Annotated in this window: 16 protein-coding genes; 6 read left to right on the top strand and 10 right to left on the bottom strand. The window is 56.1% G+C overall.

Annotated features, from left to right (window positions below; genetic code table 11):
- Nucleotides 1-10: 10 nt before the first annotated feature.
- From DXU84_RS12145 to DXU84_RS12130, 4 genes are all read left to right on the top strand, one after another.
- The gene (locus DXU84_RS12145; protein WP_153375848.1) at nucleotides 11-1,399 is read left to right on the top strand and encodes an MFS transporter; all 1,389 of its coding nucleotides are present in this window, start codon (nucleotides 11-13) and stop codon (nucleotides 1,397-1,399) included.
- Between the two features lie 79 nt (nucleotides 1,400-1,478).
- Nucleotides 1,479-3,140: a multidrug ABC transporter permease/ATP-binding protein gene (locus DXU84_RS12140; RefSeq protein WP_037034745.1), complete on the top strand. Its 1,662-nt coding sequence runs from the start codon at nucleotides 1,479-1,481 to the stop codon at nucleotides 3,138-3,140.
- Between the two features lie 24 nt (nucleotides 3,141-3,164).
- Nucleotides 3,165-3,980: a hypothetical protein gene (locus tag DXU84_RS12135; protein ID WP_037034743.1), complete on the top strand. Its 816-nt coding sequence runs from the start codon at nucleotides 3,165-3,167 to the stop codon at nucleotides 3,978-3,980.
- A 232-nt stretch (nucleotides 3,981-4,212) separates the two neighbouring features.
- Nucleotides 4,213-6,639, top strand: a complete 2,427-nt coding sequence (locus tag DXU84_RS12130; RefSeq protein WP_013575264.1) for a DUF3772 domain-containing protein — start codon at nucleotides 4,213-4,215, stop codon at nucleotides 6,637-6,639.
- A gap of 212 nt (nucleotides 6,640-6,851) precedes the next feature.
- Here DXU84_RS12130 and DXU84_RS12125 read toward each other — a convergent pair whose 3' ends face one another.
- The 7 genes from DXU84_RS12125 to DXU84_RS12095 form a co-directional block, all read right to left on the bottom strand.
- Nucleotides 6,852-9,983: an efflux RND transporter permease subunit gene (locus DXU84_RS12125; RefSeq protein ID WP_126124828.1), complete on the bottom strand. Its 3,132-nt coding sequence runs from the start codon at nucleotides 9,981-9,983 to the stop codon at nucleotides 6,852-6,854.
- The gene (locus DXU84_RS12120; protein WP_153375846.1) at nucleotides 9,980-11,224 is read right to left on the bottom strand and encodes an efflux RND transporter periplasmic adaptor subunit; all 1,245 of its coding nucleotides are present in this window, start codon (nucleotides 11,222-11,224) and stop codon (nucleotides 9,980-9,982) included. Before DXU84_RS12120 ends, DXU84_RS12125 begins: the two co-directional genes overlap by 4 nt.
- Nucleotides 11,224-12,477 (bottom strand): TolC family protein, encoded by a 1,254-nt coding sequence (locus DXU84_RS12115; protein ID WP_112151881.1) that lies wholly within the window; start codon nucleotides 12,475-12,477, stop codon nucleotides 11,224-11,226. Before DXU84_RS12115 ends, DXU84_RS12120 begins: the two co-directional genes overlap by 1 nt.
- A gap of 14 nt (nucleotides 12,478-12,491) precedes the next feature.
- Complete coding sequence (locus tag DXU84_RS12110; protein WP_112151882.1) at nucleotides 12,492-12,827, bottom strand: copper-binding protein; 336 nt, start codon at nucleotides 12,825-12,827, stop codon at nucleotides 12,492-12,494.
- Between the two features lie 102 nt (nucleotides 12,828-12,929).
- Nucleotides 12,930-13,349, bottom strand: a complete 420-nt coding sequence (locus DXU84_RS12105) for a hypothetical protein (RefSeq protein ID WP_015689866.1) — start codon at nucleotides 13,347-13,349, stop codon at nucleotides 12,930-12,932.
- 177 nt (nucleotides 13,350-13,526) lie between these two features.
- The gene (corA, locus tag DXU84_RS12100; RefSeq protein ID WP_013575270.1) at nucleotides 13,527-14,534 is read right to left on the bottom strand and encodes a magnesium/cobalt transporter CorA; all 1,008 of its coding nucleotides are present in this window, start codon (nucleotides 14,532-14,534) and stop codon (nucleotides 13,527-13,529) included.
- Nucleotides 14,535-14,652: 118 nt separating this feature from the next.
- A complete protein-coding gene (locus DXU84_RS12095; RefSeq protein WP_013575271.1) occupies nucleotides 14,653-15,486 on the bottom strand; it encodes an oxidoreductase in 834 nt (277 codons plus the stop codon).
- A 163-nt stretch (nucleotides 15,487-15,649) separates the two neighbouring features.
- Between DXU84_RS12095 and DXU84_RS12090 the strand changes: the two genes are divergently transcribed.
- Nucleotides 15,650-16,591, top strand: a complete 942-nt coding sequence (locus DXU84_RS12090) for an AraC family transcriptional regulator (protein ID WP_153375844.1) — start codon at nucleotides 15,650-15,652, stop codon at nucleotides 16,589-16,591.
- A 7-nt stretch (nucleotides 16,592-16,598) separates the two neighbouring features.
- Here DXU84_RS12090 and DXU84_RS12085 read toward each other — a convergent pair whose 3' ends face one another.
- From DXU84_RS12085 to DXU84_RS12075, 3 genes are read right to left on the bottom strand one after another with little or no spacing between them, the layout of a single operon-like run.
- On the bottom strand, nucleotides 16,599-18,281 hold the full coding sequence (locus DXU84_RS12085; RefSeq protein WP_121019397.1) for an efflux transporter outer membrane subunit: 1,683 nt from the start codon (nucleotides 18,279-18,281) through the stop codon (nucleotides 16,599-16,601).
- Entirely contained in the window at nucleotides 18,265-19,833 is a 1,569-nt protein-coding gene (locus tag DXU84_RS12080) for a DHA2 family efflux MFS transporter permease subunit (protein WP_153375842.1), read from the bottom strand. The genes DXU84_RS12085 and DXU84_RS12080 overlap by 17 nt, the downstream gene beginning before the upstream one ends.
- Nucleotides 19,830-21,020: an HlyD family secretion protein gene (locus DXU84_RS12075; protein ID WP_153375840.1), complete on the bottom strand. Its 1,191-nt coding sequence runs from the start codon at nucleotides 21,018-21,020 to the stop codon at nucleotides 19,830-19,832. Before DXU84_RS12075 ends, DXU84_RS12080 begins: the two co-directional genes overlap by 4 nt.
- A 279-nt stretch (nucleotides 21,021-21,299) precedes the next feature.
- Between DXU84_RS12075 and DXU84_RS12070 the strand changes: the two genes are divergently transcribed.
- Entirely contained in the window at nucleotides 21,300-22,211 is a 912-nt protein-coding gene (locus DXU84_RS12070) for a cation diffusion facilitator family transporter (protein WP_112151885.1), read from the top strand.
- Nucleotides 22,212-22,235 lie beyond the last annotated feature (24 nt).

Below are 22,235 nucleotides of genomic sequence, written 5' to 3'. Positions count from 1 at the left end.
GAGAGAAAACATGACGTCCCCTACAGATGTGTCAGATAACGCAAAACCGGTTATCCGCGAAGCGGCGGCAGAGGCGGCGAAACCGGGGCATTTTCGTTACGTGGTTCTCGGGATGATTTTTGCCATCACGGTGATTAACTACGCCGACCGTGCCACGCTGTCGATTGCCGGTACCGAAGTCTCGCGGGTGCTGAGCCTGGATCCGGTGATGCTCGGGATGGTTTTTTCGGCGTTTGCCTGGGCGTATATGATCGGGCAAATCCCCGGTGGCTGGTTGCTGGATAAATTCGGCGCACGGCGGGTCTATGGTTGCAGTCTGGTGCTGTGGTCGGTTTTCACCATGCTGCAGGGCACGGTCGGCTGGTTTGGCGTCAGCGGGATTTCGGCGGCTATCATGCTGTTCTTGCTGCGCTTTATGCTCGGTCTGGTGGAGTCTCCGGCATTTCCCGCCAATGCGCGCATCGTCGCCTGCTGGTTCCCGACCCATGAACGCGGCACGGCCACTTCACTGTTTAATTCCGCACAATACATGGCGATTGGCGTGTTTACGCCAATTATGGCGTGGCTGACTCATGCCCTCGGCTGGGAACATGTATTCCTGTGGATGGGCGCGGTCGGGCTGATCGCCGGGATTTTATGGTTCGCCTTTTATAAAGAACCGCACAGCAGCCCGCACATTAAACCTGCTGAACTCGAACATATCCGCGCCAACGGTGCGCTGGTGGATCTCGAACTCAACCGCCGCGCGTCACGCCAGAAATTCACCCTGCGTGAAGTGATGCAACTGTTCCAGAGCCGCACGCTGTGGGGCATCTATATCGGGCAATACTGCATTACCTCGATGAGTTACTTCTTTATGACCTGGTTCCCGATTTACCTGATCAAAGGGCGGGGGATGACGGTCATGGAAGCCGGATGGGTGGTGGCGTTACCGGCCATCTGCGGTTTTACAGGCGGTGTGCTCGGTGGCGTGATGTCCGATTACATGATCCGCCGCGGCGTCAGTCCGTCAAAAGCGCGTAAAACACCGTTTGTGCTGGGTATGTTTTTCGCCGCGATGCTGGCCATGGCGAACTTTGTTTCCACTGATGCGGCGGTGATTGCATTGATGACGCTGGCATTTTTTGGCAAAGGTTTATCGGCCATCGGCTGGGCAGTGATGTCAGATACCGCGCCGGAGAAAATGATCGGCCTGAGCGGCGGGGTGTTTAACTGTCTGGGTAACGTTGCGGGGATTATTACGCCCGTAGTGATCGGTTATATCGTCGCGGCAACCGGCTCCTTTAACCTCGCGCTGTGGTTTGTCGGCGCACACGGTTTGCTCGGCATGTTTGGCTATCTGGTGGTCGCCGGTAAGTTCGAGCGCATGGTGATCCGCCAGGATACGCGGGTAAAATGAGAATTGTTCTTGATATGACAATGCGTGTCATTAAACTGCGTGCAGCATCATTTTCCTGCATTCAGAATGAGAAAAATTCATGGAGTTGTTACGTGTTGTCTTTAAGCAATACCGCTGGCCGTTTTTAGGGGTGATGGCGCTGAGCCTGCTCAGCGCCGTTCTGGGCATCGGGCTGATCGCGTTTATCAATCTGAAACTGATTGAAACCACCCAAGGCTCGCTGATGGTTCTTCCGCAATTCCTCGGATTACTTCTGTTGCTGATGGCGGTCACGTTAGGCTCTCAGCTGGCGCTGACCGTGCTCGGTCATCACTTCATTTACCGTCTGCGTGGCCAGTTCATTAAACGTATTCTCGATACCGATATCGAACGCATCGAGCAAATCGGTAATGCGCAACTGCTTGCCAGCCTGGGCAGCGACATCCGTAACATCACACTGGCGTTTGTGCGCCTGCCGGAACTGGTGCAGGGGATTATCCTGACCCTTGGCTGTGCGGGATATCTGGCCTGGCTGTCACCGGAAATGCTGCTGGTGACGGTCATCTGGCTGTTGATCACTATTTTCGGCGGTTTCAAACTGGTGTCGCATGTTTACCGTCATCTGGCGAAAGTGCGTGATGCGGAAGACAAACTGCAAACCGATTATCAGAAAGTGATCGAAGGGCGTAAAGAGCTGGCGCTGAACCGCGAGCGTGCGCGCCATCTGTTTGATGATGTATACCGTAAAGATGCCGAAGAATATCGTCACCACATCATCCGCGCCGACACCTTCCACCTGAGCGCCGTGAACTGGTCGAATATCATGATGCTGGGCGCGATTGGCCTGGTGTTCTTCATGGCGAATACGCTTGGCTGGTCGGATACCGATGTTGCCGCTACTTATTCCCTGACGCTGTTGTTCCTGCGCACGCCCATGTTACAGGCTGTGGGTGCGCTGCCGACGCTGCTCAGCGCGCAGGTGGCTTTTGGCAAACTGAAAGCATTGAAACTGGCGGAATATAACGCAGCCTTTACCCCCGCCATTGTCGCGAAAAAGTGGCAAACCCTTGAACTGCGCGACCTGACCTTCAGTTACGCAGGCAAAGAAGAGGGCGCTGGTTTTGGCGTCGGTCCGCTGAACCTGACGATCACCCGTGGCGAGCTGGTATTTTTGATTGGCGGCAATGGCAGCGGAAAATCGACAATGGCGATGTTGCTGACCGGCCTGTATCAGCCGCGTTCCGGGCAAATCCTGCTCGACGGCGTGCCGGTCACCGCCGAAAACGCCGAACAATACCGGCAGATTTTCTCGGCGGTATTCACTGACTTCCACCTGTTCGGTCAGCTCATGGGTCCGCAAGGCGAGATGCCGGACCCGCTGCTGGTGGAAGACTGGCTGCAACGCCTGAAAATGAAAGAAAAACTCCAGTTCAACGGCAATGAAGTGACCAATCTGCAACTGTCTGCCGGACAGCGTAAACGGGTGGCGCTGTTGCTGGCCGCTGCCGAAGGGCGTGATTTCCTGCTGCTCGACGAATGGGCGGCCGATCAGGATCCCCAGTTCCGCCGTACCTTCTACCGCGAGCTGTTGCCACAATTGCGTGATATGGGTAAAACCGTGCTGGCAATCAGCCATGATGATCACTATTTTGAACACGCCGATCGTCTGCTGGAAATGCGACAGGGCAAATTGCACGAACTGCACGGGCAGGCGCGTATTGACGCCAGCCGCGATGCGGTCGCACAGATTGGAAGTCACTAAATTGTTTACTGAAGGCAAAGGAAAATGAACTGGAATGAAGTGATGGTGTGGGGCATCAGCGGTGCGGTCATTGGCTCGCTGATCGGAGCATTACACAAAAAAGGCAAAATTGGCCGGGTACCTGCGGTGATCTTATTTCTGGTGTTGATCATCGGCGGTAACCTGCTGTGGGGGGGCGTCATCAAACCGCGTCTTGCCGGTAACAGTGAAGAGCAGAAAATCGATCAGGCGCTGGCCGAATTGCCGCTGTACAACACCATCAGAATGCAGGAACCGGCACTGTATGCGCAGATCCGCAGCAATATCCTGAATATGAAGAAAGAGGGTAAACCGCAGCAGGAAGCCATTGATACCGTCAAACCAATGGTGTCACTGTTACTCTCGCAACGCATCAGCCACGCACCCGACGCCAATGTGAACCAGGCGATGCAGGTAAATCTGGAAGAAATGCAGACGCTGCAGGCACGCAAAGACGGCAGTTGCTTTAAATTCCTTTATCCGCAGGTCAGCGGCGGCGTGAATACCGCACAGGTGCTGCCACCGGAACTGTTCCGCAAAGATCTCGACACCATGAATGATTTACTGCTGGCGACCGGCAGCGGGCAAACGGTTATGCCTGCCCCTGTGAGCACGGAAAAAGTGGTGCAGATGATGGTGCCGGTGCGTGAAGCCCTGGCCAGTATGTACGGAGAACAGTTGCAGATGTTTAATGACCTGACCAAACCGGATGTCGATCGCGAAAAAGTGTGCGAAATTTCCATCAGCCTGTACTCCGGCATTCTGGCGCTTCAGCCTGCGGAGTCTGCGGCTATACTTCGCCAGATGCTCGGTCAGCACTAACCGTCATCCCTCAGGCTGCCTCTGCGTTAGCTTCGTTCGCAAACCCCGGTCATATACTTATGTATGCTGCCGGGGATTTGCTCAGTCGCTGCCCTGATGCACCCCGAATGATTTAGGGTTATGCACCGCAGCCTGAGAAGCAGAAAATCCCTACTCCTTTTGGCACGAGAAAGCGTATCCTTAGCCGGATTTTTCAAACAATAATTTCCCGAACTCCCGGAATCATCCTTCTATGCAAAAAATGTTAAGAGTGCCGTTGTTGCTGGCATTGTTGTCATGTCTGCTGATAACGCCGGTGCTGAGTCAGGCTGACGAAAGTACAGGCCAGCCTGCCACGGCGGAACAACCGGTTAAAGTGAACGTCACGACCGCGTTACCGGCATTACAAAAGCGTCTGGATCAGCTGAAACAGCAGGTCTCTTCGGCGAAAACCGACAAGAAATTTACCGGCCTGACTGATGCTGCGCAGAAACTGGCCGAAGATGCCGACAAGCTGACGGGTGCGCTGACGCCGGATCTGGCGCAGGTGCAGGCACAGCTCGACGTGTTGGGTCCGGCGCCTGCACCGGGCACGATCACGGAAACGCCGCAAGTGATCAGCCAGCGTAATAAGCTCAACAACAGCAAAACGCTGCTGACCACGCAAATCGAGCAGACCAAAGCCATCTCCCTTGGCGCGCAAAACCTGTCTTCGCAAATCGCCGGATTACGTCGTGATGCACTGAAAACCCAGATTGCGCTCAATACCGGCAGCATTCTCGGAGGGAATTTCTGGGCACCGCTTATTACGCCAAACGATGATGATGCGGCGCGTTTTGATGACTTCGGTTCGCAGGTTAAAGACGCGTGGATGCAGGCGTGGAGCGAGGAATGGCGCATCGGCACCGCGATTTATCTGTTACTGGCGCTGGTGATTGGCCTGGCCGGTCGCCGCGTGCTGGACAGACCGATGAACTGGATCCTGCCGCGCTGGTTGCCGCAGGGGCGTTTCCGTCGCAGTTTTCTGGCCTGTTTCACTACGCTGAGCACCACCCTGACGCTTGGCATCAGTGTTCAGTTGCTCGGGTATATTTTCACCCGTCTGCCGGATACCTCGCCGTGGGTGACGGAATTTGCCGGACAACTGGTTGAACTGACCTATTTCTCTGCCGTGATCGCCGGTCTGGGGATTGCATTACTTTCCAATAACCATCCGTCGTGGCGTCTGCCGGGCATAGCCGATCCGCTGGCAAAAACACTGGCATCATTCCCGGTGCTGCTGGCGGGCTTTATTTTCCTGTTCGGTATCATCGAACAGCTGAATAACCTGGTCGGTGCCAGCGTCTCAGCAACGTTATTTGGCAACGGACTGGCGGCGTTACTCGTGGCGCTCAACTGCCTGATCGCGCCAGTGCGTATCAACCGTATGCGTCGCAAGATGAAGGCCGAAGGGGAACAGACCGAAGCACGTTCCACGCTGGCCGGGCTTATCCATCTGGTGATAAGCCTGACGGCGTTTGTCATCCTGATGGCGCTGCTGATTGGTTATATTCCGCTGGCGCGTTTTGTGACCTTCGAACTGCTGTGGATCGGGCTGGTAGTCAGTTGCCTGTATCTGCTGATCCACTTTGTCGTGGACCTGTGTGAGAGTCTGTTTGCGCCGACCACGCACAGCGGCAAAATCCTCAAAAGTACGCTGAGCGTCAATGACCGTCACCTGTCACTGGCTGCCACGTTATTCTCGGCAATCGGTAAAACCGGACTGCTGCTGATGGCCGCCGTCGCGCTGCTTAACGGTACTTTCGGCACGACGACGCCGCTGGAGCTGCTGGCAAAAATCGTCGATATCTGGGGCGGTAAAGGTCTCGAAAGCATGAACATCATTCCGGCGCACGCGGTCAACGCGGTGCTGTGTCTGGTGGTCGGCTGGTATATTCTGCGTTCCGCACGCAGGTGGCTGGATAACGATTTCCTGCCAAAAACCATGATGGATCGCGGCATGCGTGCCTCGCTGGTGACGCTGTTCACCAACGTCGGCTACGTGCTGATCATCCTGCTGACGCTGTCTTCGCTGGGCATCGAATGGAACAAACTGGCGTGGATCGTCAGTGCCTTGTCGGTCGGTATCGGTTTTGGTTTGCAGGAGATTGTGAAGAACTTCATCTCCGGTCTGATCCTGCTGACCGAACGGCCGGTGAAAGTGGGGGATTTGATCAGTATCAGCGGTGTGGAAGGGGATATCCGCCGTATCAATGTCCGTGCAACTGAAATTCAGCTAAGCGATAAATCCACCGTGATTGTGCCGAACTCACAATTGATTTCACAGAACGTGCGTAACGCCACCATGGGTAACGCGCAGGGCGTGGCGACTATCACGTTGACCTTCCCGCTGGATATCGACCCGGAACAGGTTAAGACATTGCTGCTGGAAGCCTACAACTTGCACGAATCCATTCTGGAAAACCCACCGGCTTCGGTCAGCTTTAAAGAACTGGGACCGACCGGGATTGTGCTGAGTGTGACAGGTTTTGTGAACAGCCCGCGCATGGTCAGCGGTACGCGCAGTGATTTGCTTTACGAAATCCTGAAAATGCTGCGGGCCGCAGGGATCAGTCTGAGTCAGACGCAGACGATGATTCTGGAGAAACCGGCAGAGAGGATCGTTCCGGTTGAGGAGTAAAGTCCAAAGCATGATCCGGTCGACTCCCTCCCCTGCGAAGGGGAGGGTTGGGGTAGGGTATTAAAGAAAAATCAAGAAGTTGAAGTATACCTTGACAAGATGTTAGCCCTTAAAACCCCCTCCCGACCTCCCCCTTCGCAGGGGGAGGAGCCAGGACAAAACCCTAAGAATGATCCGTTCGGCTCCCCGCTGCGAAGAGGAGGGGCTTTCCCTTAAACTTTTTTATTCCGCCTCCGATGCATCAGCAAATACACCGCCGGAATCACCAGCATCGACAACAACGGGGCACTCACCATGCCGCCGATCATCGGCGCGGCAATACGCTGCATCACTTCTGAACCGGTTCCGCCGCCCCACATGATCGGCAGTAAACCCGCCATGATAGTGGCAACAGTCATGGCTTTTGGCCGGACGCGCAACACCGCACCGTGGTGAATGGCGTCGCACAGTTCTGCCTCACTCATATCCCCGCCGGCTTTTTGCTGACGTTGCACTGCCTGATTCAGATACAGCACCATGATCACCCCGAACTCGGCGGCAACCCCGGCCAGGGCGATAAACCCGACGGCGGCGGCGACCGACAGATTGAAACTCAGCAGGTACAACAGCCAGACGCCACCGGTCAGGGCAAACGGCAGTGTCGCCATGATCAGCAGGGCGTCGCGCACGCTGCTGAACGTCACGTATAACAGGACGAAGATGATCAAAAGTGTCACCGGTAGCACGATTTTCAGTTTTGCCGTGGCGCGTTCAAGATACTCGAATTGCCCCGACCAACTGACCGTCACCCCTTCCGGCAATGTTACCTGCTGGCTGACCGCCTGTTGCATGTCTTCGACGGCAGATTTCAAATCTCGTCCGCGCAAATCCACATAGATCCAGTCTGAAAGACGGGCATTCTCACTTTTCAGCATCGGCGGGCCATCGGTGACGTTGACGGATGCCAGCGCCGACAGCGGCACCTGTGCGCCGGAGGCGGTCAGCACCGGTAAATCCCGCAGCGCCTGCACGTTGTCGCGCAGCTCACGCGGATAACGCAGGTTGATGGGATAACGCTCGCGGCCTTCCAGCGTTTCGCCGATATTTTCCCCGCCGACCAGCGTTGAGACCAGCGACTGTAATTCAGCTACCGTGACACCGTAACGTGCCGCTTCGCGCCGGTTAATATCAATATCGACGTAACGGCCACCTTCCAGCCTTTCGGCCAGTGCCGAGGTCACGCCCGGCACCTGTTTCACGATATGCTCGATCTGCTGGGCGATCTGCTCGATTTGTGCAACGTTATTGCCGTTCACCTTGATCCCCACCGGGCTTTTGATGCCGGTGGCCAGCATGTCGAGACGGTTGCGGATCGGCGGTACCCAGACGTTGGCGATGCCGGGCAATTTCACCGCGTTGTCGAGTTCAGTCACCAGTTTGTCCGGCGTCATGCCCGGTCGCCACTGGTCCCTCGGTTTAAAGCGGATGGTCGTTTCGATCATGGTCAGCGGCGCCGGGTCGGTGGCGCTGTCGGCGCGTCCGGCCTTGCCAAATACACTGGCGACTTCGGGCACAGTTTTGATTAACCGATCCGTCTGCTGCAACAACCGTGCGGCTTCGCGGGCTGAAATCCCCGGCAGCGTCGACGGCATATACAGCAGGTCGCCTTCATCGAGCGGCGGCATAAATTCACTGCCCAGTTTTGCCAGCGGATACAGAGACACCAGCAGGAACAGGCCGCTGAATAACAGCGTGGTTTTCGGACGTTTCAGCACGGCAGAAAGCACCGGCTGGTAGGCGGCAATCAGCCAGCGGTTGATCGGGCTGGCATTTTCATCAGGAATTTTGCCACGAATAAAATAGCCCATCAGCACCGGCACCAGAGTGATGCCCAGCCCGGCAGACACCGCCATCGCGTAGGTTTTGGTGAATGCCAGCGGGGAGAACATCCGGCCCTCCTGTGCTTCCAGCGAAAACACCGGAATAAACGACAGGGTGATGATCAGCAAACTGCAAAACAGCGCCGGACCCACTTCCGTGGCGGCACGCTCAGACACCTTCCAGTAATCCGCCGACGCAGGCTGCTGGCCGGGATGATCGTGCCGCCATTGCTCCAGCACCTTATGCATATTCTCGATCATCACAATCGCCGCATCGACCATGGCGCCGATGGCAATCGCGATACCGCCGAGCGACATAATATTGGCGCTGACCCCCTGATAATGCATGACGATAAACGCGCCGAGAATACCGAGCGGCAGGGTGATGATCGCCACCAGCGCCGAGCGGAAATGGAACAGAAACAGCGCGCAGACCACCGCGACTACCGCGAATTCCTCCAGCAGTTTATGCGACAGCGTTTCGACGGCGTTTTCAATCAGCGGCTGGCGATCGTAGACCGGCACGATTTCAACCCCCGCAGGCAGCGTGCGGGCGAGGGCATGTAGCCGCTCTTTCACCGCCTTCAGGGTTTCCAGTGCATTTTTACCCGAGCGCATAACAATCACGCCGCCCGCCACTTCGCCTTCACCGTTAAGTTCCGCCACGCCGCGCCGCAGTTCAGGGCCAGTGCGGACGGTGGCGACATCCGCCAGCAGCACCGGAATACCGCTGTTGACTGTCACGACCACATTGTTGAAATCATCCAGACTTTTCAGATAGCCGGAGGTGCGCACCATGTATTCGGCCTCGCCCATTTCCAGCAGCGAGCCACTGCTTTCCTGATTAGCGTTTTGCAGCGCGGTCACCAGTTGCTGATGCGTCACGCCCCGGGCGCGCATCCGTTGCGGATCGGCCACCACCTGATACTGACGCACCATGCCGCCGATGCTGGCGACCTCAGAGACATTCGGTACGGTTTTCAGGTCATAACGCAGCGTCCAGTCCTGCAGGGCACGAAGTTGTTCGAGGCTGTGTTTGCCGGTTTTGTCGATCAGCGCGTATTCATAGATCCAGCCGACGCCGGTGGCATCCGGCCCCAGCGAGGCTTTGGCTCCGGCGGGCAGTGAGGATTGAACCTGACTCAGGTACTCCAGCACGCGGGAGCGCGCCCAGTAAGGATCGGTACCATCATCGAACAACACATAAACATAGGCATCACCGAACATCGAAAAGCCGCGCACGGTTTTCGCGCCGGGCACTGACAGCAGGGTGGTGGTCAGCGGATAGGTCACCTGATCTTCGATGATTTGCGGTGCCTTGCCCGGATAACTCACGCGCACGATCACCTGCACATCGGAGAGATCCGGCAGGGCGTCGAGCGGCGCTTTCTGCAATGACCAGATGCCCCAGCCCGCCATCATCAGCGCGGCGAGTAACACCAGCAGCCGGTTCTTCAGCGACCAGCGGATCACAGCGGCAATCATAAATCACCTCCGTGCTGGTGCGCGTCCGGCGCCGGGGCGTCGGTGGCAGGCAGTGCGCTGCGCAGGCTGGCTTCAGAGTCGATCAGGAACTGTCCGGAGGTGACAACCGACTGACCTTCTTCCAGGCCTGAAAGTACCTGCGTCCAGCCATCACGCGTCACGCCGAGGGTGACCTTCTGCGGGGTGAAATGTCCGTTGCCGTCGTCGAGCAGCACGGTATTGCGGCTGCCGGTCTGGATCAGCGCTTCCTGCGCAATGGCCAGAACCGCCGTCTGCGCACTGACATCTGGCGATAAATTCAGGTACATGCCGGGACGCAGTTTTTCCTGCGGATTATCAATCACCACGCGGGCTTTCAGCGTACGGCTGACGGCATCCACATCCGGCAGCAATTCGCTGACCGTACCGTGAAATACCTCGCCCGGCTGACTGTCGGCACTGGCCGTAATTTTGCCGCCGATCTGGATCTGACTGGCGGCAGAAGGCGGATAATCCATCACAATCCAAACCTGTTTCAGACTGGTCAGTTCGAACAGCGGCTGTGTGGCGCTGACCTGCGCCCCTTCACGCACGGAAAGCAGGCTGATATAACCGTCTTCCGGCGCGACCACGTCGATGCGGGGTTGCGGCTGACCGGTTTTATCGACGCGGCGCAGAATGTCTTCCGGCATAAACTGCAAAGCCAGCCGCTGACGGGCGGCGGCAGTCAGGCTGCGGTCGCCAAGCTGACGCACGGCCAGATATTCCTGCTGCGCGGCGGTCCAGTCGGGGATCCACAGTGTGGCCAGTTTCTGACCTTTTTTCACAGGCTGCTGGCTGGCAGCGACGTAAAGTTTTTCGACTAAACCATTCGCACGCGCGGCGACCGTGCGCAGGCTGCGTTCATCGGCGCTGACCGTGCCATACACATTAAGCGGTGCGGAAATCATCCGTCGCTGTACCTTTTCACTGCGCATACCGAGATTTTGCTGCTGACGGGCGCTGACCGTCACACCGCCGTCATCCGTGGCTTCATCGGCGTAACGCGGCATCAGATCCATATCCATAAAGGGCGATTTGCCCGGTTTATCGAAACGCTGGCCGGGCGTCATCGGGTCATACCAGTACAGCACTTTGCGTTCGGCCGGAGCAGCAGAAGCCTGCGTTTGCGCCGCAGGGCTGTGACGGCCAGCCACGTAACCGGCGGCGAGTGCGGCCATGATGGCGACGGCCAGCAGGCTGTAAGTTTTAGCGGAAGTCATTAATGAATCTCCTGGGGGGCCAGATAACGCAGGGCGACCCAATAGCGGGCCACTTCCAGCCCGGCATTGCGTTCGGAAATCTGGCTGTCGATCAGGTTGCGGCGGGCGTCGAGAACGTCATTCAGGCTGCTTTTTCCGGCGCGATACTGTGCCTGAATCACGCTGATGCGTTGCTGTTGCAGGGGAATAACGTTGTTTTTTTGCCGCTGCCATAACGTGGCGGCGGCCTGATATTGCGCCAGCAAACTGGTCAGCTGCGCCTGATGGTCGCGCATCAGTTGCGCCAGCCGGTCATTGCTTTCCATTGCCATCGACTGATCGGCGGCGTGATCTTTATCCTGACGCGAAGCGGTAAACAGCGGCAGATCGACGGTAAACATCACCCCTGCCAGATCTTCATAACTGTCGGCACGATGGGCGTAATAGACTTCCACGCCGACATCCGGCAGCGCCGCAATGGCTGACTGCGAGGATTTCGCCTGCGCCACATCGGCTTCACGCCGAGCCTGAATAATTTCAGGATGTTGTTCGACGCTTGTCGCCTGTAACGCCTGTGGAGGAAGTTCGGTGAAAGGTGGAATGGCACCGTTAATTTCAGGCTGATCGATGCCGGTCAGCTGGCTTAAGCGGGTGCGCGCCAGTTGAACATCCCGTTCGGCTTCGGTCAGTTTGTCTTGCATGCTGATGAGCGTCAGGTGCGCGTCCAGCACCGAGGCGGGCAGCGAACTGCCGCTGCTGACACCGCCCCGCTGAACCCCAATCTGGCGCTGACTTTCGTCCACCAGTTTTTGTAATTGCGAGACGGTTTGCCCGCCGATGGCCAGCTCCATCCAGGCCAGCGCCGCATCGCGTTGCAAACGTGCCCGGATACTCTGGCGGGTAGCCGCCACTTCCCGGGATTCTGCACGCAGCGTGTCGGCTTTGCGCTGGCGCTTATCGCTGCTGATGTAATCCTGCATGATGCCGATACGTTCCATCGTCATCCCTTCACGGGTAAACCGGTCGGTGTTGCCGCCGCTGACCGGCAGGTTTTCGATACCGAATTTCAGCTTCGGATCCGGCAGTTGCATGGCCGAATCGGCACGGTTATCCAGCGCATTGATCTGGTGACGACTGGCAGAAAGCTCGGCGGAATAATCCTGCGCAGCGACCAGCGCCTGCGGCAGGGTAACGGGTGTGGCAAACGCGCTGACCGGCACAAAAGCCAGCAGCCATTGCCACGTCATCCGGTGATGGCGCGGTAAAGTCAACATGGTGAATCTCCCGGTCAGCGTTTCAGCGGTGTCAGTGTCTGTAACTGATAAGCGGACTCAGTTTTGACAAAGCTAAAGGTGACCGGCGTACCGGCGGGCAGGGAGTTGGCGGCGATCTCCGGCGGCAGACGGAAATTCATGGTCATGGCCGGCCATTTCAGCGCAGGAATGGCGTGATGGGAAATCCCCACGCGATCAGACTGCCACTGAGTGATCACGCCTTCGGATTCATAGGCCTGCATATTATGCTGCATCGCCATAGCATCGTGATTCATTGGCATAGCATCGGCAAAAGAATAAGCTGAAATAAAGAAAAGACTTGCGGTAAATACATTTAAAATTGCACGCATGGGAAATACTCCAATACTGTCATTAGATAAAAACTGGCCATTAATCTGGCAAAACAATTTCATTTAATATTGAGTGCGGAAAAACACTCAGGACAGCAGGGGCTATTCTCTGTATCGGCAGAACTGAACTTCAGCGGGAGGCGGAGTGACGGTTGGCGCAATCCAGTCCGCGGTGGTGACCGCTGTGCTGGCATCGACGGTGAGCATGGCTAATGCCGGAGCGACGGGCAATGCCACCAGTGGCACGGAACCACTGTCAGACTGGGTTCTTTCAGGGGCACAGTGCTTCTCACACAACAGCGACTGACTCTGCATGTGCTCTGGAGAATCAGGCATTTGCATGGTGATGTTATGTGCCATGGCGGTGTTTTCCACCGGCGGGCGCATATCGCACTGATGGCTGGCGAGCGCCAGTTGGGCATTCAGGACAAGCCAGCATAACGCGAACAGCAACACACTGACCCGCTTGCCGGGCAAGCGCAGCGAATGCATGAACTGTGAAATCGCGAAACGAACTGACATGATGAATATTATTTCCGTAAGGAAGATGCGACCGAGTATATAAGGAAATAAGGCGAAGAGGAAAGGACAAACAGAATAAGTCAGGATTAAAATTGTCAGGATAATTAAAGAACGCGAATAACAGCGGTTTCTGTTATTCGCATGTTAATTAACGTGTGTTTTCAGGTGATAATTAACTTACAGCCAGCCTGATTTTTTAAGCTTCCAGTATAACCACACACAACCGGCGACAGTGACGCCCAGCGTTACCGGATATCCCCACCAGTCATCCAGCTCCGGCATGTTTTTGAAGTTCATGCCGTACAGACTGAAAATCACTGTCGGGATCGCCAGAATCGCGCCCCAGCCCGCCAGTCGCTGTACCACTTCGTTCTGATGCACCGACACCAGCGCCAGATTCACATGCATGGCGTTCGACAGCATTTCGCGCACATCGTCCGTCGTGCGGATCACCTGATTAGCGTGGTCCTGCACATCACGCACATAAGCCCGCAGGCTCTTAGGCATCAGTTCTTCGTAGTGATGGCTGAGCTGATTACAGATATCTTCCATCGGTACCGCGGCGTTGCGCAGCGAGAGCAGATCCCGCCGCAGACTATAAACCTGCTGCACCGCCTGCTGATTAAAGGTGTTGCGGAACATCAGTTTTTCGATGGCATCAAACTGTTCGGTGTACTGATGCAGGATTTCCAGATAGTTATCCACGATGGAATCGAGTACGCAATACAGTGCATAAGCTGGCCCTTTACTCAACATTTCCGGGCGTTCTTCGGCGTGTTTACGGATTTCTTTATAGCTGGATGACGCACCGTGACGCACGGTGATCAGAAAGTTTTTGCCGAGAAACAGGTGTGTTTCGCCGTACTCGATGGTTTCATTCACTTTCTGCGCAGTGTGCGTAACGATAAACAGCGATTCGCCGTACTGCTCAATTTTCGGTCGCTGATGGGCGGTCAGTGCATCTTCAATCGCCAGGTCATGCAGACCGAATTCTTCCTGAATGCTGCGCATATAGGCATCTTCCGGCTGCCACAGTCCGAGCCAGACAAAGGTATCGGGCTCTTTCAGGACTTCGCTGATGTCTTCGACCGTCACATCCTGCAATCGTTTACCGTCGCGGTAAGCCACGCTGTTAATCACTGAATCACAGCTGGGTTTTTTATCTTCGTTGGAAATGGAATTCATTGTTTTACCCGATTGTTATTCAGACGAAAATCCTGCCCGCAGGCAGGACGATTTCAGTGTCTGAACAGAATAGCGCAGTCTCCGGGAAATGCGCTGACGGGATCTTTAAAAGAATGTTTCAGCCATCGGCAGACCGGCTGACCGTTTCCCAGATATCGATATCCTCACGCATTTGTTGCATCTTTTCCCTGACAAATTTAACGGCGTCACTGCCGAGTAACAGCGAGGCAGGCGGCTCAGGCGCATCGAGCAACTGCAACATCGCTTGTGCGGCTTTTAGCGGGTCGCCCGGCTGATGACCGCTGCGTTTTTCCCGCGTTTCCCGCACGGGGTCGAAACTGGCATCGTAATCACTGATGGCACGCGGTGAGCGCACCATCGAACGTCCCGCCCAGTCGGTACGAAAAGACCCGGGCTGAATGGCCGTGACGGCAATATTGAACGGTTTGAGTTCTTTGGTCAGTGTTTCAGAGATCCCCTGCAAGGCGAATTTACTGCCGCAGTAATAGCTGATGCCCGGCATTGTAATAAAGCCTCCCATCGACGTGATGTTAAGAATATGTCCACCGCGGCGCTGACGAAAATACGGCAGGAAGGCTTTGATGACCGCAACCGCGCCAAAAACATTGACGTCAAACTGATGCAGCGCCTCGCTTAACGGCGACTCTTCCATAATACCTTCATGCCCGTAACCGGCATTGTTGACCAGCACGTCAACGGCGCCGATTTCCTGTTCCACGGCAGCCGCAAGCGGGGCGATGGCCTCGAAATCAGTGACATCCAGCATGCGACCAAAACTTCGGCCGGGGACCAGCGCGTCAAATTCTGCGCAGGCTTGTGCATTACGCAGCGTGCCGACCACGCGATGTCCTGCTTTCAGGGCTTCTTCTGCCAGCGCACGGCCAAATCCGCTGCTGACGCCGGTGATGAATAGTAATTTTGACTGACTCATACAAACTCCTCAGTAAAAAGCGGACTTGCAGAATAGGGGGGACAGCAGAAAATCCGTAGCCCCGATCCTCTCTGATGTTTGCCTGTTCCTCTGAGGCGTCTGGACGCGACTGATTCCCGGTGCGACACTTCATTCACTTTCCGCTGCATATTTTCAGGTTCATATGACGTTTCCATCTTTGACAGTGACTGAGCAAATGATCGTGCTTTTGGACCAGCTTACGCCCCATGAAGGCTACAACCTGACGACGCTGGCAGATGTGCGTTTTTTACGTTCAAACCGTCCGCTGCTGCGCACGCCGGTTTTGTATGAGCCGGGGATCGTGATTGTGGTGCAGGGGAGAAAACGCGGATTCTTAGGTAATGATGTCTATTTGTATGATGCACAGCATTATCTGACCGTATCGGTGCCGGTGCCTTTCACCATGGAAACTGACGCCACCGCCAGTGAACCGATGCTGGCAATTTATCTGCGGCTCGATTTCAGTCTGGCGGCAGAACTGATGTTGCAGCTCGATGCTTATGACGCCCCGCAGCCGGAATCGCCGAAAAGTATGGTGTCGAGCCTGATGGATGACACGATGCGGGCTTGCGTATTACGTTTTTTGCAGGTGATGGCATCTCCGCTGGATGCAAAAATTCTGGGCAGGGCGATGATGCGTGAGTTGTATTACCGCGTGCTGACCGGTGCTCAGGGCGGCACGCTGCGCAGCGCACTGACCCTGCAAGGGCAATTTGGCAAAGTGGTAAAAGCCCTGCGAAAACTGCACGCAGAATACCACTCGCATCTGGATGTGAATGCGCTGGCAAAAGAAGCGGGAATGAGCCTGCCGACGTTTCACAGTCACTTTAAAACCGTCACTGATACGTCGCCGATGCAGTATCTCAAGTCCACCCGTTTGCATCAGGCCAGATTACTGATGTTGCGCAATAACCTGACCGCCTCGGCGGCCAGCGCGCAGGTGGGCTATGAAAGTGTGTCGCAGTTCAGCCGCGAATTTAAACGCTTATTCGGGCTGACGCCGGTGAGAGAAGTGGCGCGGATGAGGCAGAATTTTTCATTGCCTGCCCCGTCCACGCCGTCGGATTTTATCTCTTCACATTAATAAGGCGTTACGGTGTCACGCCAGACGTGGTTTGTACCTTCACATCCGGCGTGGCTGCCGGACCAAAGACGGTGTAGGTCGGCAAATCGACGTTCTGATACGGCTCCCAGCCGCCGCCTAACGCTTTATACAGCGAGACCAGATCGGTGCTGGTTTTCACTTTCGCTTCAGCGGATTGCTGATGCGCCTGTGCCAGCTGGCGCTGGGCATCAAGCACGTTGATAAAGGTAGAAAGCCCCTGGCGGTAGCTGTCGCTCGCCAGATCAAACGCGGTCTGTAGCGCTTCGGTCGTCTGGTCTAAACCGCTGACCTGATCCTGATCGGTGCGGTAATTCACCAGCGCATTATCGACATCCTGCAACGCTGTCAGCACGGTCTGGCGATAATTCAGCGCCGCATTCGCCTGTTGCGCACGGGAAAGATGCACGCTGGAGACCAGACGTCCGCCCTGGAAAATCGGCAGGGAAATCTGCGGGCCAAAGGAGTAGAAATGGCTGCTCCAGTTATCGAGATAACTGACGTCTGTGTTACGCATGCCGAACTGGCCGGTGAGCGAAATACTCGGGAACATCTGCGCGACGGATACACCAATATTGGCGGTTGCCGCGTGGAGATCAGCCTCGGCTTTGCGTACGTCCGGACGACGGCGTGCCAGCTGTGACGGCACACCGACCGGCACGGCAGCGGGCAGGGCAGGCATCGGTTTAGGGGCAGAAAGTTCAGCATCCAGCGAGCCAGGCGTCTGACCGAGCAACACGGCCAGTCCGTTCATTGCCTGACGTTCCTGCGCCTGATATTGCGGCAACTGGGCGCGCAGGGAACCCAACTGTGCGCGGGCATTTTCGACATCAAGCTGCGGTGACAGCCCGTTTTGCTGACGGTTTTGTGTCAGATCTAAGGTTTGCTGCGCGACATCGATTTGCGTCTGTATCGCCGCCGTTACGCTTTGCGCGCCACGCAGTTGCAGATAGGCACGGGCGACCTCAGCTTCCAGCGAAACTAATGCATCGTTGCGTTGTTCTATGGACGATTGCGTCTGGGCATTGGCGGCTTCGACCTGACGTCGTGTGCCGCCGAACAAATCCAGCTCCCAGCTGGCATCGAAATTGCCCTGATACAAATTCACCGGCCGCGTAGCCGTGCTGATCGCGCCGGAGGCTTCCGGTCCGAGATCGTCAAGCTGTTGCGAGGCGCCGCTGGAATCGAGAATACCTTTCAGACCGAGCTGCTGACGGGTCATTTTCGCGCTGCCCTGCACCGATGGCAGCCAGGCGCCTTCGGCCTGTTTCACCTGCTCGCGGGCACCGGCGATACGCAGTACTGCCTGTTGCAGGGAAATATTCCCGGCAATCGCACGGGTGATCAGGCTGTCGAGTTGCGGGTCATTAAAGGCTTTCCACCACAGCGGATTTGGCTCCGAGGGCAGGGCAATCGATGCGCCGTCTTTGTCTTTCGGCTGGGTCATATCGTTATAGGCCGAGGGTGTCACCGGATTCGGCTTCTGATAATCCGGGCCAACGGAGCACGCTGCTAATACCAGCGTTAATGTCGAGAGAGTCAGAAAACGGGTGCCTGAATGTAAAACCCCCTTCCGGCCCCGGCCTTCGCAGAGGGGGGAGCAGGACGGCATCACGGATGGCTGATTTCTCAGAGTAGAGCTTTTCTTGTTCAACTTAATGTGCTCCGGCATTACCTTCGCTCTTAACTGGCGAAAGCAGGAAACAAAACGGGATCAAAATAACGGCGACGATGGCGCAATAACCGAATACGTCGATGTAGGCCAGAATGCGCGATTGCGAAATCATCTCCTGATACATGCGCACGGTCGCCAGTTGCATCGGGTCGCCGACCAAGTGGGCAAAATCACGGATCGCCTCAGCGCTTTTGCTCACCGCCTGATTAAACTGTTCATTGAGCGGCGACATGTTGTGCGCCATATGCGCACTGTGTGCCTGCGTTCGCTCGGTGACACCGGCTGTCGCCAGCGAAATACCAATCGACCCCGCGACGTTACGGAACATGGTAAACAGCGCGGCAGCGTCGGCGTTCATTTTTTGCGGGATGGTAATAAATGCGATAGTGGTCAGCGGCACAAACAGGAAACCGAGCCCTATAGACTGCGCGCTGCGGTACAGCACCAGCGTTTCAAAATCGACATCAGGTGTCAGCGTTGCCGAATAGATAAACGAGGCCGCCAGCAGGAAGAAACCGAAGGCAATGATGTAACGCGTTTGTACAACGGGCATCAGCTTCAGCACCAGCGGGATCGACAGCACGATCAGCACCGCGCCCGGCGACATCACCAGCCCCGAGAGTGTGGCGGTGTAACCCAGTTGCTGCTGCGCCAGTTGCGGAATGACCACCGAACTGCCATACAGAATCATCGCCATACCGGCCATCAGTAAACCGGCGACAGCAAAGTTTTTATCCTTCAGACAGCGCAGATCGACCACCGGTTTTTTGGCGTACAGCAACCAGTAAACCGCGCCGACAATCCCGGTGGCCGCCAGCACAGCAAAGGTGACAATAAAGCCGGACTGGAACCAGTCATCGTCTTCGCCGCGGTCCATCATCACCTGTAAGCAGCCCAGACCCAGTGCAATCAGCCCGATACCGATGTAATCAATACTGAGTTTGCCTTTGGCCTTGCGCTCCCACGGCGGATCTTCCAGCAGCTGATAAATCGCCAGCAGGGCAATAATCCCGACCGGAATATTGATCAGGAATACCCAGCGCCAGCTGAAGTTATCCGTGATGTAACCGCCAAGTGTCGGGCCGACGACCGGCGCGACAATAATGGCAATCGATGAAAGGCCAAACGCTTTGCCGCGATCTTCCGGTTTAAAGTAATCCAGCAATACCGATTGCTGGATCGGCTGCAAACCGCCGCCGAAAAAGCCCTGCAGGATGCGGAATAAGATCATCTGCCACAGTTCGGTGGCGATGCCGCACAGGAAGGAGCAAACGGTGAACATGCCGATACAGATCAGGAAGTAAGTTTTGCGGCCCATCACGCGGCTGAGAAACGCCGAAATCGGCAGCACGATACCGTTCGCCACCAGATAGGACGTCAGCACCCAGGTCGATTCGTCATAACTGGAAGATAATGAACCGGCGACGTGCGGCAGCGCCACGTTAACGATAGTGGTGTCCAGGATTTCCATGAACACCGCAATGGTCACGACGGCGGCAACTGCCCACGGATTGGCCTTGGGTTTCCAGTAGCTGCGATCTTCATTCATTCGACGGTCACCGTCGGTTCAACAGACAGACCCAGCGGCAGGTGATGATTTTCATCCAGCCCGCTGTCGATGACGATTTTCACCGGCACGCGCTGAACGATTTTCACGTAGTTGCCGGTGGCGTTTTCAGCCGGGAAGGCCGAGAAGCGCGAACCGGTGCCTTGTTGAATACTGTCAACGTGGCCGTGAAGTTTGATGTCCGGGAAGGCATCGACGGTAATTTCTACCTTGTTGCCGGGGCGCATGCGTTCGAGCTGCGATTCTTTGTAGTTTGCGGCGATCCAGATATCTTTTGAAACCACTGAGAACAGCGAGGTTCCGGCCTGAACCAGCGTACCGAGCTGCACATTACGCTTGGTGACGTAGCCGTCGAACGGTGCGCGCACCTGCGCATAGGAGAGGTTGAGCGTCGCCGTTTCCAGCTGGGCTTTCGCCTGTTCAACCTGCTGCTGACGAGCTTCGACGTTGGTTTCAGCCTGACGGATATTCAGCTGTACCTGCGCGGCAACCTGCACCTGCGCTTTGGCATTTTCCAGATCAGCGGCTGCAGAGCGCACCTGCGCGTTGGACGTATCAATATTTTGTTGCGTGGTGGCACGCGGGTCTACGCCGCGCTGACGACGGAAATCGGCAGTGGCATTCAGCAAATTGGCTTCCGCCCGCGTCTGCTGGGCTTTCGCCTGAGCAAGCTGCGCCGGATATTGTACTTTCGCCAGATCGTATTGCGCCTGCGCCTGATGCAACTGCGCGACCGCCAGACCGAGCTGAGCCTGTGCCTGATCGCGCTGCGCGGTCGCGTCACGCGGATCGATTTCCACCAGTAAGTCGCCTTTCTTCACGAACTGGTTATCTTTCACCGCAAGATGAGTGACATAACCGGCAATTTTCGGCGCGATGGTGACGGCATCACCTTCGGTAAAGGCGTCATCGGTGCTGACCTGATCTTTGGTCATCAGCCACCAGACCAGTGCCACGACCACCATCACCACTACCACAATCCCGAGGATGATCAGGGGTTTCTTGCCGGGGCCTTTACGCTTTTCATCGTTATCCTGTTTACTGTCGTCGGGATTTTTCTGGTCTTTGGGATCCCGGGTGTGACCTCCTCCTGATTTTACCTGGCTGGAATCGAGTTCAGTATTTGCGTCGCCGGACGCGGAGGGCTGTGTCTTGTTATCGTTTGTCATAATGCTCTTCTGAATAGTGCTCTTCTGATTATCGGCCGCCACGCGCCGGAACAAAGAAATCTTGTTTTAAGCTAGAACGTATTGATGTAAATGCAAGTAAATCCATGTCAATTAACCTTAGGGAAAGCACAAAGATCCAAACCATAGGGAACGTCTTAAAAGTTGGAAATGGGTTATAATGCCGGGCTGGTATTTGTATTTTTCAAATAAAGTTGATTCTCTGCTTCAGGACATTTTTGTGAAACATTCCCAACAACAACCATTCTTGTGGGTCAACCCATGACCCGTCCCGCGCCTTCCTATAAAGGCCTGACACGTATTGCCTCGCTGGTGTCGCTGTGCGTCGCGCTGATCCTGGTTTGCGTCAAAGTCTGGGCATGGGCCGCCACCGGTTCGATTGCGCTGCTGACCTCTGCCGCCGACGGTCTGGTCGATGTACTGGCCTCGATGGTGACGCTGATCGGCGTGCGTTATGCCGGACGGCCGGCAGACAAAGGCCATCGTTACGGCCACGGCAAAGCCGAAGCTGTGGCCGCGTTTGTACAGGCGCTGTTACTGGGCGGCGCGGGGCTGGTGCTCGGCGGTGAATCCATCGGGCGCATCATTAATCCGGAACCCCTGGCGCAGCTCGGTCTTGGTATCTGGGTGATCATCGGCAGTTCGCTGGCCGCCACCGGACTGGTGCTGATGCAAACCTATGTGGTGAAACGTACCGGATCAACGGCCATCGCGGCTGACCGCGCGCACTACATTACGGACGTCGCGGTGAATATTGCCGTACTGCTGGCGCTGATTTTCGAGCGTTACTTCGGCTGGACGCGTTCCGACTCCATCGGCGCGCTGTTGATTTCCTTCTATATGATCTGGAATGCGCGCGGTATGGCGGCAGATGCACTGACCCAGTTGCTTGATCGCGAACTGAGTGCAGATGACCGCAAGCGCGTGAAAGCGGCAGTATTAAGTGTTGAAGGCGTGCGCGGTGTACATGACATTCGCACCCGCAACGGCGGCGACCGCGTATTTGTCGAGTTTCACGTCGAGGTTGATGGCAATCTGACGGTGGATGTCGGGCACGATATCGGTGATGCGGCTGAAATGGCGGTGAGCAAGTTGTTTAAGTCTGCGGATGTGACGGCTCATCTGGAGCCGGACGGGATTGATGACGACAGACTGGATAATTTATTGCACTAAGGTCAAGGTTGTGGGTTTGCTCCC

It is taken from the genome of Rahnella sp. RcJ3 (assembly GCF_009498575.1).
Taxonomy (GTDB): domain Bacteria; phylum Pseudomonadota; class Gammaproteobacteria; order Enterobacterales; family Enterobacteriaceae; genus Rahnella; species Rahnella aceris.
The sequence above is the reverse complement of the archived record's forward strand: the minus strand, read 5'-3'. Positions and strand labels throughout refer to the sequence as shown.